Raw genomic sequence first — 14,093 nt, forward strand, 5'->3', positions numbered from 1 at the left:
CTAATATCGGTCGGAGTTGGTTTCGTCGCCGTCCGCTCACAATCCCCACCCTATGAGTACATTGAGGGTGGGGACTTCCGCGACTCGTTAAATATGAAAAAGGTTATGAATTTTAACTCCTAACTCCTCACTCAAGAAGCATACGCCAGTGGATCAACAAGTCCCAATTCGGCAAAAGCTGCTAGCCGCAAGCGACAAGAATCACATACACCACAGGCAACATCACCACCTGCATAGCAAGACCAAGTTAGCTCCCAAGGAACTCCCAATTGATTCCCCAGTTGGATGATTTCAGTTTTTTTCAAATTTATTAGCGGTGCAACAATCTTAATTGGTTGTCCCTCACGCCCTTGTTTGGTTCCCAGACGAAAAACTTCTTGCATTGCCTGGATATAGTCAGGGCGACAGTCAGGATATCCTGAGTAATCTAAGGCGTTGACACCGATATAGACACGTTGGGCTGCGATCGCTTCGGCGTAACCAAGAGCAAAGCTTAAAAAGATCGTATTACGAGCCGGAACATAAGTGACAGGAATATTTTGAGACATTTCATCCAGCGATCGCTCCTGGGGTAAATCAATCGCGTCATCGGTAAGTGCGGAACCGCCCCATTGCCGTAAATCAAAATTCACTACCTGATGTTTTGCGATCGCAGCTTTTTGAGCAATGTTAAGGGCTGAGTGTAACTCTCTTCGGTGTCGTTGCTGGTAATCAAACGAAATAGCATGACATTCACAGCCATCGGTCTTAGCTTGATACAGAATTGTGGAAGAGTCCAATCCCCCAGATAACAGAATTACAGCTTTCATCTCAGTTGCAAATTTTAGATTTCAAATCACCAAATCACACCTCAACAAGATGCCAGAAGGCAATGCCAAGGAGAAAATATACTTAAGTCTTACTGAATGTTTTAAAGTTCATGAAAAGACATATATTTTTTGTAGGAAGTATCAAAGACAAAACAAACCCGAACTATCTATACAAAAGATATTTAGATTACGGGAACCGATCGCAAACTTTGAAATTCTTCATAAACATAGGCTCTATGTTACCATCTGGATGGTTTTAGACGGATCGTAACTGGCTTTCGAGTATAAACGCCAACGGCCGTAGCGTCTCTATATTTGGTGGTTGAGGAGAGAATAATAGTGCAAGATAGCATGTCAGTGGCAGAATCGAATCTATATACACAGCGCAACCAGCCACGACCGATCCGCATAGGCGTGATCGGAGTGGGTAACATGGGACAACACCACGCTCGCGTGCTGAGTTCAATGAAAGATGTTGAACTGGTCGGAGTGGCAGATATTAACGTCGAACGAGGATTAGAAACTGCCAGCAATTACAAGGTGCGTTTTTTTGAAGATTACTGTGACCTGCTGCCCCTTGTGGAAGCAGTTTGTGTAGCTGTTCCCACCCGTCTGCACTATGCCGTGGGTATCAACTGTCTGTTAGCGGGAATTCATGTTTTGATTGAAAAACCCATCGCAGCCAGTATTTCTGAGGCAGAGTCTTTAGTAAATGCCGCAGCTGAGTCTGGATGTATCCTGCAAGTAGGTCATATTGAGCGTTTCAACCCAGCTTTTAAAGAACTAAGCCAAGTTCTGAAAACCGAAGAATTGCTGGCGCTAGAAGCCCACAGAATGAGTCCTTACTCAGATCGGGCAAACGATGTTTCGGTTGTACTGGATTTAATGATCCATGACATTGACCTACTTTTGGAACTAGCTGCTTCTCCAGTCACGAAATTGACTGCTAGCGGGACTCGCTCCCTAGACTCTGGTTATTTAGATTATGTAACCGCCACCTTGGGATTTGCTAATGGTATTGTTGCTACTCTGACCGCCAGTAAAGTCACCCACCGCAAAATTCGCCGGATTGTCGCCCATTGCAAAAATTCATTTACTGAGGCAGATTTTCTCAAGAATGAAATTTTGATTCACCGACAAACCACTGCTAATTCTCTCACCGACCACCGACAAGTACTTTATAGGCAAGATGGTGTAATTGAAAAAGTCTACACCAGCAATATTCAACCCTTAAGTGCAGAATTAGAGCATTTTGTCAACTGCGTACACGGTGGCAATCAACCCTCAGTAGGTGGTGAACAAGCTCTCAAAGCGCTGAGACTGGCAAGCTTGATTGAGCAGATGGCGCTAGAAGATCGAGTTTGGAATCCATTAGACTGGCAATCGGAACCAAGGGTACAATCATTGACCCCGACAGCTTAGAAGAAAACGGGATGAGGGGCATGAGGGAGATAAGGGGGACAAAGTACAATTTTCTCCCTACTCTCCCACAGCCGAAAATTCACAAAAAAACCTTAGAGTATGTTTTTAAATTTGCCATCAAGTCTTTAGATCCCCCTTAGTCTTTTTATACAACTGACTAAAGGGGATCTAAAAAATTAGGCAATAAAACTTAGTGGCTTGTTTCATGAATTTAGGTTTGCAGTGAGCCATTTAAGTAAGTGGGTCAAATTAAATATAAAACCTCACCCCGCCTCCGGCTTCCCTATCCTTACTAAGGCTATGGTGTACACACAAGTCATTGAATTACCCAAAACAAAAGAAAAACCTCACCCTGTCCTATCTTTAATCCCTCTCCTTAGTAAGGAGAGGGACAGGTTTTACGTAGTAAAACCAGGGTGAGGTTTCTTAGAGACTTGTGTGTACGCCGTAGCCTGAGTAAGGAGAGGGATTGAGGGTGAGGTTTGATCTTATATTTAATTACGCCTACCTACTTACCACTCAATTTAAAGAGTTTTCTAAACCTCTAAATTAATGAAACAGACCCCTAGCTGACACTCGTCGTACTCTGTTTTTCGATTACAATGCCAACTTTTAGTACAGTCAAGTTGCTTAGACTTTAACAAGCAGCAATAATTAACTTTTAAAAAAGCTAAGGCTGAATCTTAGTAACAAGACTAGTACAGCAATTTCAGGAATTGACTCAATGCTTGAATGGATAACTAATACTATTAACTATTTTGGCCATTGGGGAATCGCCCTACTAATGTTCCTAGAGAACCTATTTCCCCCCATTCCTTCAGAATTGATTATGCCACTGGCTGGATTTACAGCAAGTCCATATCAACCAGGAGGGGCAAAGCTGAATATCTTTGGAGTGTTTTTTGCAGGACTTTTGGGTTCTGTATTGGGCGCACTTATTTGGTATTATCCGGGTAAGTTTTTGGGCGAAACCCGTTTGAAAGCTTGGGCTGACAAGTATGGTAAATGGCTGGCTATATCCAGTAAAGATATCACCAAGTCCAAAGAATGGTTTGATCGGCAAGGTAGAAAAGCAGTATTAATTGGTCGCCTTGTACCAGGAATTCGCACCTTGATTTCTGTTCCCGCAGGGATCAGTAATATGCCCTTGCTACCATTCTTGTTTTACACAACAGTAGGTAGCGCGGCTTGGGTGGGTTTGCTAACATACTCTGGATACGCCTTGGGTAGTCAGTATGAACTTGTGGACAAGTACCTTGCTCCTGTATCAAAAATCGTACTTGGGGGTTTGGTTCTAGCATTTGTTTCTTGGATATTCAAGCGCCAGTTAAGACGTACTAGAAGATGAAACACGGACGCTTTTGGTTTGAAAGCAGTGAAAGCAGGGGTTACATCTGGCCAAAATTAGCCTACACTATGCCAAATAATACTAGATGTGCGAAGGCAAAGCTCATCGGAGATATAGCCCAAATTAATTTTGGCGTATTTCTAGCTACACTTGACGCAACCTAAAATTTCTGGTTGCTCGCATTTTTGTAAGATGAGCATGACAACTTTTTACAGTTAAGTTTGAACTAGGAGCTTTCATGACAGATCAACCTTCCGCCGCTAACCCGATGAATAGTGCTGCTATACCCATGAATAGGCAGCCGTTAGCATCGACGACTCCCATAAATGCTGTTAATAATAATCCTCCCTCCGGTGGTATCAAGCCAGGCGGTGGTTCTGGGAAAACCATTCTCAGTGTTGATTTAGGTAGAACTTCCACAAAAACTTGTGTGAGTCGTGAACCCGGTAGTGTGGTGTTCGTACCTGCTAACGTCAAGCAGATGTCAATAGAACAAGTCCGCGGCGGTGTTTTTGAAGCTAGGGCGACTGACCCCTTAATGGATTTGTGGCTGGAATATCAAGGAAATGGATATGCTGTTGGTCAACTAGCAGCAGATTTTGGGGCGAATCTAGGAGTCGGACAATCTAAGGTAGAGGCTGCACTAGTAAAAGTGTTAGCAAGTGCTGGCTACTTCAAACTCAGAGACGATATCTCAGTTGTACTTGGTCTGCCTTTTCTTTCCTTAGAGCAATTTGAAAAAGAAAAAGCACAGTTGATTAGCCAAGTAGGTGGCCCTCATGTGTTGAACTTCCGAGGCGAATCTATATCGTTGAACGTCAGTAAGGTATGGGTAATGCCAGAAGGCTACGGCAGCCTGCTATGGTCTGAAGCTCAACCAAAGAAAAGTCCCACCAGTCCCGATTTTACAAAAATATCGGTGGCGATCGTCGATATTGGACATCAAACCGTCGATCTTTTGATGGTAGATAACTTCCGTTTTGCCCGAGGTGCTTCTAAGAGCGAAGACTTCGGGATGAATAAGTTTTATGAATTGGTGTCTGCCGAAATCGAGGGAGCAGATAGTCAATCTCTCGCGCTGATTTCTGCTGTCAACAAACCCAGAGGTGAACGCTATTACCGTCCTAAAGGCGCTAGCAAGCCCACCAACCTAGATGATTTTCTTCCCAACCTCACAGAGATGTTTTCGCGCGAAATCTGTAGCCGTGTGCTAGCCTGGTTGCCAGAACGCGTTACCGATGTGATTCTCACTGGCGGGGGTGGTGAGTTCTTCTGGGACGACGTTCAACGTCTACTCAAAGAAGCAAAGATTAATGCTCATTTAGCAGCACCTTCACGACAGGCGAATGCTTTGGGGCAGTATATTTATGGAGAGGCACAATTATCCTCCAATCGCGCTGCTAGGGCATAAAGCTGATGTTCCAATGGTCAAAAAAGGTAGTTAAATCCGTCACGTTCAACCCAGAGCTTGCTGATGAAAGCTTGTTAGCGCAAGTAGAAAGTTATTTGGAAAAACAACCAGACAAGACTTTCAGCGACCTCTGTAAAGAAGCCTTGTGGCAATCTTTATGTGTACCGGAACCTGTACAACCTGCTCCACAAACGGCAGCTACAACACCGATTGATCAACAAATCGGTGAACTGCAACGTCAAGTGGCTGGACTTGAGGAACGTTTTTTTGCCAAGGGATCTAATCGTTTGGAGGCGATGGAACACCATCTTTTGCAACTTTCTCAACAAGTTGCACAACTGGCAATTATAGTCAACGATCGCTCGTTCATTCCGTCTCCAAGTCAGTTAGAAGTAGTAAATAATACTTCTTATACTGTTGCTACCCCTCCTCAAGAGGTTGACCCCGTAATCAGTCGCCTTAGTCAGTTTCTCGATGATTTTTAAGAAACGATCGCGTTTGTGAGCAGTTTTTGCTCTTCTCAACAATCCTTAATAGTTAATACTATTAAGGATTATTAATGTTCATATATTTTTTTAGAAATGCGATCGCATCTAATCAAGTTATACAGAGCGATATCCATAAAATAATTTTTATAAATGATGTTTAATGTGAATTAAGAATTGAAAACCAATATTGCAAGCTCCTCTATTAGTTGAGCCTCAAGAAACAGTTAATTTACCAATCGTTTTCAGTGGTGTCGATAACAGTTCTGTCTTCTAAAGTCAAATGTATAATCCCGCCAGTAAAATTGACGGTATCTACATTTTTAGCTCCAGTCAGGTCGGGACTAAATGCATCGCTAACTCTAATTTCAGCACGAAATAAATTAGCCCCTCTCATATTAGTACCATCCAACTCAGCGCATTCCAGCCAAGCTTCGGTCAAGTTGGCTCCACTCAGGTCGGTATTGGTGAGTTTGCTCTGGTTCAAATTAGTACAGGTCAATTTGGCATTACTCAAGTTGGCTCCTTCCAAATTAACTCCCCTCAAGTTAGCCTGAGTCAAATCGGCACCACTAAGATTAATCCCGCTCAAATCGGAAGTAATTCCCTGACGGTAGGGTTCGTCATAAGCTCCAACGTCAAAATTAACACTGACTCCACTAAGATTAGCTCCTTTGAGATCGACCCCGCTAAAATCTCTCTCCCCAGCAGCGTAACGTCTCAACAATTCTTTACCGTTCATAATTCGCCTTTTGCATTAATTAACAGATACAAAGATAGCTTGCTCAACCTCTGCTCTATTTTCTTAGATTCCACATTTAGTATCAACTTTAAAATCACCAATTTCCCCACTAGACAACTAGCCGAAGCCCAAATAACCAAAGCATTTCTGAGTAACCGGTTAGCGCTCTTTTATGCGTCTGAAAAAATCAAATATTTATAGGTTGGGTTTAACTTTGTTCAACTAAGAAAATCAAGGATTCTTAGTGTTTGGTTTTGTTCCTCTGTTCAAGCTACCCCTAGATTTTAAAAAATTAATCACAGATTTTGTCTTAAGTATTATTAGTACATATTTTTACTAGATTCTTTTTTTACTTTATACACTGTATAAATGCTAAAATCCTCAAGTAGACAGTTAGGATACCTAGATGCCAGTTGTAGCTAACTCAATCAAGTTTGGTACAGACGGCTGGCGGGGCATTATTGGTGACGAGTTCACCTTTGAACGCCTAGCCCTGGTCGCGCCAGTCGCCGCAAAAGTATTATATAATACGTATTTTTCTAGCGTGGGTAGCCGCACAATAATTGTCGGTTACGATCGCCGATTCATGGCTGAAGACTTTGCTCGTGCTGTTGCCGATACAGTCTCTGCTGTCGGATTTGATGTGCTACTGAGCGAAAGCTTTGCCCCAACCCCAGCTTATAGTTGGGCTGCAAAAGAACTCAATGCTTTAGGTGCGTTGGTAATTACAGCCAGCCACAATCCTGGCACATATTTGGGGTTAAAAGTCAAAGGTTGTTTTGGTGGATCAGTGCCGCCAGAAGTTACAAAAGAGATAGAAGAGCAGTTGTCGGTGGAAGTACCACTAGCAGCTACCCCAGGTAAGCAAGAAAAATTCGATCCCTGGCCTAGTTATACCCAAGCGTTAGAAGCTAAAGTTGATATTGCCAAACTTCGGGCTGCGATCGCATCTGGCAAATTAACGTTATTTGCCGATGTCATGCATGGGGCTGCGGCTGGCGGATTGGCCAGACTACTAGGTAATCAAGTCAAAGAAATCAACTCAGAACGCGATCCCCTATTTGGTGGCGGTGCGCCGGAACCCTTACCTAAATACCTTTCAAAGTTATTTGGAGTCATCAAAGCTCACCGAGAAACCGATAAATCAGGTTTAACGGTAGGATTGGTATTTGATGGAGACTGCGATCGCATTGCAGCAGTAGATGGAGAAGCAAATTTCCTCAGTTCCCAAGTATTAATCCCAATATTAATCGACCACTTAACCCTACGGCGTGGCTTTAGTGGTGAAATAGTCAAAACCGTTAGTGGTTCTGACCTAATGCCCCTTGTAGCAGCACTACATAACCTCTCAGTCTTTGAGACAGCAGTTGGTTATAAATACATAGCTGACAGAATGTTAGTAGCAAAAGTGTTACTGGGTGGCGAAGAGTCGGGAGGAATCGGCTATGGTAGCCATATTCCCGAACGTGATGCACTGCTATCAGCATTGTATGTGCTAGAGGCGATCGTAGACTCTGGTTTAGATTTAGGTGAGTATAATCGCTACTTGCAAAAACAAACAGGGTTTAACTCAGCTTACGATCGCATTGATTTACCCTTAGCAAACATGCAAGTGCGATCGCGTCTTTTGCAACAACTGCAAACTCAACCCTTAACCGAAATTGCCGGATTAGCAGTAATTGATTGTCAGACAATTGACGGCTACAAATATCGCCTAGCTGATAAAAGCTGGTTAATGATTCGGTTTAGCGGTACTGAGCCAGTTTTACGCCTCTACTGCGAAGCCCCAACAATTGAGCAAGTGCATCAAACTCTTGCTTGGGCGAAACAGTGGGCGGGGTAAAATTCATTAATTAGTCATTAGTCATTTGTCCTTTCTCCTTGGTAAATTACTAATGACCAATGACCAATGACCAATGATAAAATTACTTGTAGTAGCCACAGGAAATCCAGGTAAGTTACGGGAAATGCAAGCTTACCTGGAAAATTCTGGTTGGGAATTAACTCTCAAACCGGAAGAATTGGAAATTGAAGAGACGGGCGAAACTTTTGCCGCTAACGCTTGCTTAAAAGCATCACAAATTGCTCAAGCTACGGGAAACTGGGCAATTGCTGATGATTCGGGCTTGCAAGTAGATGCCCTAAATGGCGCACCAGGGGTTTATTCTGCACGTTATGCTAAAACCGACTCAGAACGGATTGCTAGGATCTTGAGAGAATTAGGTAACGAGGTAAATCGACAAGCTCAATTTGTTTGTGCAGTAGCGATCGCTCGTCCTGATGGTGCGATCGCATTACAATCTGAAGGTATTTGTCGTGGTGAAATTCTTCACACACCTCGTGGTGATGGTGGTTTCGGCTACGATCCAATTTTTTATGTACAAGAGTTGCAATTGAGCTTTGCTGAGATGACACGGGAGTTAAAAAGGTCAATAAGTCATCGAGGCAAGGCTTTTACAGCTTTACTTCCGCAACTAGAGAGAGTTAGCAGTTAAGAATCAAGAGTTATAATTTATGAAATATACTAAATCTTCATTCATTTAGTCCTGACTCACAACTCCTTTAGAGACGCGATTAATCGCGTCTCTACTCCTAACTTTTTTAAACCGCTTCTGTGTTCTTTTCGCCAGTACGAATCCGAATCACTTGCTCAACAGGCGAGATGAAAATTTTACCATCGCCGATTTCACCAGTGCGGGCAGCAGCAATAATTTTGTCTACCACCATATCAACTTGATTGTCGTCAACAACAATCTCCACTTTGAGTTTTTGCAGAAACTCCACAGTGTACTCAGAACCGCGATACCGTTCAGTTTGACCTTTCTGCCGTCCAAACCCCCGGACTTCAGAAACAGTCATACCGACGATACCAGCGTTAACCAAAGCAATTTTTACCTCATCTAGCTTAAATGGGCGGATAATAGCTTCTACTTTTTTCATCTTCTTGACTCCTGACTTCTACTAGCTTCGTTTATATATCTAACCAGATCCACTGTCTGAAGCTGTAACTAGCAGTGCTTTTCCTAAAAGATATGTAATAATTACCACTTTCTTAAAGTGTATATGCATTGCCTGATGCTTGAGACATGAGAACTAGCAAGGATTTATTAATTAGATAATCTGTGAGGTTATAACATAAAGAAGTTACTGTAAAGTTAGCATTTTATGTAGCTTTTATAACCTAAAAAATAGATAAATTCCGCTATCTAGCAGATATCTTCAGATATTTAGAGAGTGATTGCAGAGAAATTGCTCGGTAGCCTGTTGCTGACTGTAGGAGTATCAACTAACGTTTCTGATGTTCAAACAAGGGACGCACAACGAAATATCCAGCGCTAAAGGCAGTAAGCATGATTAACAAGATGGTGATAATTAACCACCAGCCATTGAGTCCCTTAGCATCTGGCTCAGTAGTGGAATAGTAACTTACTTGTTGCTCTTCTATAAAAACTGGTTCTTGTATCGGGAAATTCATTTCCATTACAGGTTTAGAAAAGTTTTGGTGGCGGTTTTTTTCGGGTGGTGTCTTGGGGACAATAGGTGGATATAGATGAGCAACCTGCTGACGTGGAGGTGCTTGAGTTCCTGGCTGGTTGGCGACGCTTTTCACACTGCTAAAAGCTTGGGCAGCTTGCTGATAATTAGGCGTAGCATGGGAATCAGCAACATTTTGCAAATGAGAAAAAGATTCAACAACTTTGATAATTTCTTGGCGTAATAGTTGATTTTCTTGTGCTAGTTGCTGATTTTGGGTAGTGAGTGTATTTAATCTCGCCTGTGCTGCTTGTAACTCTGCTGACAATTCCCTGTATACAGATAGTGGTACAGAGGGAGGGTAGGGTTGAGTAGTCGGCGTTGGCGAGTTTTTGTGAACAGAACCTATGGTTGTTCGCATCAGGGGCTTGGTATTAAAAATCAAGGTAAGTAGATCGTACAGAGATGCTAACAGAGATAGTCAGCCCTGAAACTATGCCCAAGAATAATAGAAAAATTCCGAAAGGGCAAAGATTTGCGATTGGGAATTGGGAATTGGGAATTGGGAATTGGGAATTGGGTAATCTTCCTAGTTCTTAGTCCCCAGTCCCCAGTTCCTAATCCCCACAATTGGAAAAAAGTGTCCTATAGGGCCTTGCCCTTTACCAATATCTAGGGCGTAAGTGAGTGCAGTAGTCACATACTCCTTTGCCTGTTGCACTGCTGGCCACAAGTCATTTCCCTTAGCCAGATTAGCAGCGATCGCAGCCGATAGTGTACAACCAGTACCGTGAGTATTTTTTGTCTCTACTTGTTTTGTAGTCAAAACTTCCAACTTGTCCCCATCAAACCAGATATCAACGCCACGCAAATCCCCCCGCATACCACCGCCCTTAACTAAAACAGCCTTCGTATGTAAAGTCTTGTAAATAATTTCAGCAGCAGCTTGCATATCCTCCAAGGAATTAATTTCTAACCCGCTTAAAATCTGAGCTTCGTAGCGATTTGGTGTGATGATAACTGCCTTGGGAATTAGGGTATGGCATAGAGTCTTCACAGCATCATCATCAATCAATTGTGCCCCTGTACGTGAAACCATTACTGGATCAACTACTAGATTCTGAATTTGTAAAGCTTCCACCTGCTGGGCAACAGCAAAAATAATCTCCTGATTGAGCAACATACCTGTTTTAGCAGCTTGTACGCCAATATCCTCAACAACTGCCTGAATTTGCGCCACAACAGCCTCTGTTGCCATAGCATCGGCCCTTTTCACTCCTAGAGTATTTTGTGCCGTGACGCAGGTTATGGCGCTAGTACCGTGGACACAATGAAAGGCAAAGGTACGTAAATCAGCTTGAATTCCTGCACCGCCACCACTATCTGAACCAGCAATAGTTAAAGCAACAGGTATTCTGGGGTTTATTTCAGTGTTCATATTATGAAAATTAAGTAAGTAGGCGCTATCAAACCAAACTATCTCAAAGATTAGTGAACTAGCCTAAAACCATCCGTAATAGGTCAAAATAAAGCGAATTTTGTTAATCAGCTAAAATACTCAAAATATTTGTATTGAAAATGATAATCGTAAGTGGAGCAAGATGCAAATGCTGCTCGGTTCCTTGCCCGTATTTTATTATCATTATGTTCATTTTATAAAAATCTGCGAAAACCAGCTTTGAGGCTGGATTTCGGCTTTTTTCTTGCACCCTATTGATCAAGGTGCAATTATCTTAACCTCTCACCAATTAACGACCATAGATTATTGAAGGATAATCTAAAATCTAAATTTTTTAAACTCCCCAGGCCGGATTCGAACCAGCGACCAATCGATTAACAGTCGATCGCTCTACCACTGAGCTACTGAGGACCACTCACAATTTATAATCCTAGGGCTAAAAACATTATTTGGCAAGTACTTTCGCCAATATTTTTTTATATGCTTAATTTTAGATAATTTTTCCAGCCAAAATCCATTCAGAAACTTAAGCAGAGACTCTTAAATACTAGATATTTACTGTAATCCCATTCGTAATTCAGCCAGACGTTGCCGCGCCTTAGCATCAATGGCATTAGCTAAAAACCTACTCTTAGATTGTTTGCGCGTATGATATTTCTGTCGCATCCGGCAGACGGTAGCTTCTACTTCCCCACAGAGTTGTTGTGCCGACAACCATTCAGCCCCATACCCCTGTATCATCAACTGCTGTGCCCGATCTGATGTAGCAACAATCACACGAGAAATCAAAGATTGCGCTATTTGATGGCGAAAAGAAGCACAGGATTTTTCAATGTAAGTATCTGCTGTCTGCCCAAAATCAGTGTAATACACTGATAAAAGCTCAGTAATTATTTCTTTATTGCTAGAAGAATTCTGATACTGAGCATCAAAAACTACCTGAGTTGAATAACCTTGAAACGCACTATAACCAGTCATTGCTTCCACAAGTTCGCCCCGTGCAGCCTCTAATCCAACGTTATCACGCGTTTTTTTAAGGCAAGGCCAAGCGCCTATTATATTGTAGCCGTCCACCAACAAAACGGCTTGGAGTAAGGAACGGGACATGGTTTTTAATCACAATTTTCTAGAGTTAACAAAATTCATTCATAAGTTTTATAATAATTGATGCATTGTCTGTAACACTATGCTACATAGAATAAAAAATACGGTAGCCTTATAAAACTGCAACCTAATACCATTTGAGATTTTAGATTGAGAATTCTTTCTCTTAAAGGGTTCTATGATTCCATCTGTCCCAATCAGTTTTCAATTTGTATGAATTTGGTATAAATATAGACGTACCAACTGAAAACGCACCTTTGTTTAAAAGGTGCGTTTTCAGTTCTTTTTCAGTATTAAAAATGAAGAGTGCTGAGTTAGAAAACTACCTATGAAAGACACAGCAGTTATCAGTTATAAAAGAAAAGTATCAGAGCTTTGGATTTTACTCAGCACTTAGAACGGACTAAACGCCCCGCTATTCGCGTACAGCACTCAGACCTATATTTAAGAGGCTTCGCTGTGTACCTCCATCAGACGTTGTTTAAGGCGTTGGGCTTCACCCCTATCTACCAGAGAGCCTTTTTCTAGCAAAAAAGCGCCGTCACAGTAATTTAACTCGTCTAATCGATGTGTTACCCACAAGGCTGTGATCCCTCTACTTTTGACAAGACGACGGACACTAGCAACTAAATCCAACTGGCTATCTGGATCTAGTAAAGCAGTGGGTTCATCTAATAATAAGACTTCACAGCGACGAGCGATCGCACCTGCGATCGCCACTCGTTGTTTCTGTCCCCCAGAGAGTGCATAAATAGGTCGTCGTTGCAGGGTAAGCAAATTTACTGCCCCAAGCGCCTCCTCAACTCTTGCTCTAGTGGCAGCAGGTGGCAACTTTTCTTCCACCAATCCAAAAGCCACGTCAGCACCAACTGTTGGCATTACCAGTTGATGATCTGGATTTTGGAAAACAAAGCCAACGGGATGCAAAACCCGAATTTCGCCAGATTCAGGAGCTAATAACCCCGCCAGCAGTCTAAGTAACGTTGATTTTCCACTGCCATTTGTACCCAAAAGCATCCAAAACTCACCCTTGGGTACTTCTAAAGAGCAAGATTTGATAACTTTCTCTCCATTCGGCCAACTAAAATTTAAATCCTTGACCTCAATGCCCACTTGAGCCATTTGTCAACCTTTGTTACTCAGCAGCTACAGCGAAAAATCCAGGTGGTCTGCCACCACCAGGGGTTGTACCATCTTTCTGAACAATCTGCACCCCAGAAATTTCACTAGCACGGACAGCAATTTTTTTCTCTGTCTTGCCCTCGCACTTGAGTTCCACAATGTCAGGATTTCCAGAACGGATGGCTGCCAAAATTAGCTGATAGACAGCCTCAGCATCTTCTGCTGACTTACGTTGTACCGAGATAGGGAAAGCAGTGTTTCTGATGCTTAAATCGATGGTAAACATTTAGCAATAATCAAATTTAACTTGTGGACTCATTTTAGCGTCAGCTGACTGATTCTAGGAAAATGGGCATTGGGCATTGGGCATTGGGCATTGGACATTTTTATTGTTCTCATACTCCCCACTTCCCATTCACCACCTTATCTAGAACAAAAATTAATTTTTATTACAAAACCCCTAGAAAAATTAACGATTTACGCCTAATATGATTAAAGGTATGTAAAAAATTGTAAACTTGGTTAACAACCCGGTTAACTTTCTGCTCATAGAAGGCATTTTATACAGCCATCTATAATACAGATACAACCTGTACTTATAAACATTTGGAGATTTGCTCTAATGACCATCGCAGTTGGACGTGCGCCCAGTAGAGGGTGGTTTGACGTTCTAGACGACTGGCTCAAGCGCGATCGCTTCGTATTCGTAGGTTGGTC

The 14,093-nt window shown here is 42.3% G+C and carries 14 protein-coding genes and 1 tRNA gene; 6 read left to right on the forward strand and 9 right to left on the reverse strand.

Features of this window, described 5'->3' with window-relative positions; genetic code table 11:
• Positions 1-131: 131 nt before the first annotated feature.
• Positions 132-809, reverse strand: a complete 678-nt coding sequence (gene queC / locus V7K98_RS02075; RefSeq protein ID WP_335019129.1) for a 7-cyano-7-deazaguanine synthase QueC — start codon at positions 807-809, stop codon at positions 132-134.
• Positions 810-1,148: 339 nt separating this feature from the next.
• Between queC and V7K98_RS02080 the strand changes: the two genes are divergently transcribed.
• From V7K98_RS02080 to V7K98_RS02095, 4 genes are all read left to right on the forward strand, one after another.
• Positions 1,149-2,231: a Gfo/Idh/MocA family oxidoreductase gene (locus V7K98_RS02080; protein WP_335019131.1), complete on the forward strand. Its 1,083-nt coding sequence runs from the start codon at positions 1,149-1,151 to the stop codon at positions 2,229-2,231.
• Positions 2,232-2,955: 724 nt separating this feature from the next.
• Entirely contained in the window at positions 2,956-3,579 is a 624-nt protein-coding gene (locus V7K98_RS02085; protein WP_335019133.1) for a DedA family protein, read from the forward strand.
• Between the two features lie 238 nt (positions 3,580-3,817).
• Complete coding sequence (locus V7K98_RS02090; RefSeq protein WP_335019135.1) at positions 3,818-4,990, forward strand: ParM/StbA family protein; 1,173 nt, start codon at positions 3,818-3,820, stop codon at positions 4,988-4,990.
• A 5-nt stretch (positions 4,991-4,995) separates the two neighbouring features.
• Entirely contained in the window at positions 4,996-5,475 is a 480-nt protein-coding gene (locus V7K98_RS02095) for a plasmid segregation centromere-binding protein ParR (RefSeq protein WP_335019137.1), read from the forward strand.
• Between the two features lie 232 nt (positions 5,476-5,707).
• On the opposite strand, the gene V7K98_RS02100 is transcribed toward V7K98_RS02095, so the two are convergent.
• A complete protein-coding gene (locus V7K98_RS02100) occupies positions 5,708-6,217 on the reverse strand; it encodes a pentapeptide repeat-containing protein (protein WP_335019139.1) in 510 nt (169 codons plus the stop codon).
• Positions 6,218-6,623: 406 nt separating this feature from the next.
• Here V7K98_RS02100 and V7K98_RS02105 point away from each other — a divergent pair, with 406 nt between their 5' ends.
• Complete coding sequence (locus tag V7K98_RS02105) at positions 6,624-8,060, forward strand: phosphoglucomutase/phosphomannomutase family protein (protein WP_335019141.1); 1,437 nt, start codon at positions 6,624-6,626, stop codon at positions 8,058-8,060.
• 73 nt (positions 8,061-8,133) lie between these two features.
• The gene (gene rdgB / locus V7K98_RS02110; protein ID WP_335019143.1) at positions 8,134-8,712 is read left to right on the forward strand and encodes an RdgB/HAM1 family non-canonical purine NTP pyrophosphatase; all 579 of its coding nucleotides are present in this window, start codon (positions 8,134-8,136) and stop codon (positions 8,710-8,712) included.
• A 106-nt stretch (positions 8,713-8,818) separates the two neighbouring features.
• Here rdgB and V7K98_RS02115 read toward each other — a convergent pair whose 3' ends face one another.
• The 7 genes from V7K98_RS02115 to V7K98_RS02145 all read right to left on the reverse strand — a co-directional run bounded on the left by V7K98_RS02115 (position 8,819) and on the right by V7K98_RS02145 (position 13,662).
• Positions 8,819-9,157 carry a P-II family nitrogen regulator gene (locus tag V7K98_RS02115; RefSeq protein WP_012410794.1) on the reverse strand — a complete coding sequence of 113 codons (339 nt, stop codon included), beginning with the start codon at positions 9,155-9,157 and terminating at the stop codon, positions 8,819-8,821.
• A gap of 346 nt (positions 9,158-9,503) precedes the next feature.
• Positions 9,504-10,112 carry a hypothetical protein gene (locus tag V7K98_RS02120; RefSeq protein WP_335019145.1) on the reverse strand — a complete coding sequence of 203 codons (609 nt, stop codon included), beginning with the start codon at positions 10,110-10,112 and terminating at the stop codon, positions 9,504-9,506.
• 168 nt (positions 10,113-10,280) lie between these two features.
• Entirely contained in the window at positions 10,281-11,129 is an 849-nt protein-coding gene (gene thiD / locus V7K98_RS02125) for a bifunctional hydroxymethylpyrimidine kinase/phosphomethylpyrimidine kinase (RefSeq protein ID WP_335019148.1), read from the reverse strand.
• 360 nt (positions 11,130-11,489) lie between these two features.
• Positions 11,490-11,561: transfer RNA gene (locus V7K98_RS02130), tRNA-Asn, on the reverse strand.
• Positions 11,562-11,705: 144 nt separating this feature from the next.
• Positions 11,706-12,257: an NYN domain-containing protein gene (locus tag V7K98_RS02135; protein WP_335019150.1), complete on the reverse strand. Its 552-nt coding sequence runs from the start codon at positions 12,255-12,257 to the stop codon at positions 11,706-11,708.
• Between the two features lie 441 nt (positions 12,258-12,698).
• Positions 12,699-13,376 carry an ABC transporter ATP-binding protein gene (locus V7K98_RS02140; RefSeq protein WP_174713081.1) on the reverse strand — a complete coding sequence of 226 codons (678 nt, stop codon included), beginning with the start codon at positions 13,374-13,376 and terminating at the stop codon, positions 12,699-12,701.
• A 13-nt stretch (positions 13,377-13,389) separates the two neighbouring features.
• Positions 13,390-13,662 (reverse strand): hypothetical protein, encoded by a 273-nt coding sequence (locus V7K98_RS02145; RefSeq protein ID WP_012410874.1) that lies wholly within the window; start codon positions 13,660-13,662, stop codon positions 13,390-13,392.
• Between the last annotated feature and the right edge of the window lie 431 nt (positions 13,663-14,093).

Origin of the sequence: Nostoc sp. (genome assembly GCF_036917435.1) — a bacterium.
Classification (GTDB): domain Bacteria; phylum Cyanobacteriota; class Cyanobacteriia; order Cyanobacteriales; family Nostocaceae; genus Nostoc.

Coding starts and splice junctions, on each gene's coding strand:
- queC (WP_335019129.1), bottom strand. CDS start 809: ATGAAAGCTGTAATTCTGTTATCTGGGGGATTGGACTCTTCCACAATT.
- V7K98_RS02085 (WP_335019133.1), top strand. CDS start 2,956: ATGCTTGAATGGATAACTAATACTATTAACTATTTTGGCCATTGGGGA.
- V7K98_RS02090 (WP_335019135.1), top strand. CDS start 3,818: ATGACAGATCAACCTTCCGCCGCTAACCCGATGAATAGTGCTGCTATA.
- V7K98_RS02095 (WP_335019137.1), top strand. CDS start 4,996: ATGTTCCAATGGTCAAAAAAGGTAGTTAAATCCGTCACGTTCAACCCA.
- V7K98_RS02100 (WP_335019139.1), bottom strand. CDS start 6,217: ATGAACGGTAAAGAATTGTTGAGACGTTACGCTGCTGGGGAGAGAGAT.
- V7K98_RS02105 (WP_335019141.1), top strand. CDS start 6,624: ATGCCAGTTGTAGCTAACTCAATCAAGTTTGGTACAGACGGCTGGCGG.
- rdgB (WP_335019143.1), top strand. CDS start 8,134: ATGATAAAATTACTTGTAGTAGCCACAGGAAATCCAGGTAAGTTACGG.
- V7K98_RS02115 (WP_012410794.1), bottom strand. CDS start 9,157: ATGAAAAAAGTAGAAGCTATTATCCGCCCATTTAAGCTAGATGAGGTA.
- V7K98_RS02120 (WP_335019145.1), bottom strand. CDS start 10,112: ATGCGAACAACCATAGGTTCTGTTCACAAAAACTCGCCAACGCCGACT.
- thiD (WP_335019148.1), bottom strand. CDS start 11,129: ATGAACACTGAAATAAACCCCAGAATACCTGTTGCTTTAACTATTGCT.
- V7K98_RS02135 (WP_335019150.1), bottom strand. CDS start 12,257: ATGTCCCGTTCCTTACTCCAAGCCGTTTTGTTGGTGGACGGCTACAAT.
- V7K98_RS02140 (WP_174713081.1), bottom strand. CDS start 13,376: ATGGCTCAAGTGGGCATTGAGGTCAAGGATTTAAATTTTAGTTGGCCG.
- V7K98_RS02145 (WP_012410874.1), bottom strand. CDS start 13,662: ATGTTTACCATCGATTTAAGCATCAGAAACACTGCTTTCCCTATCTCG.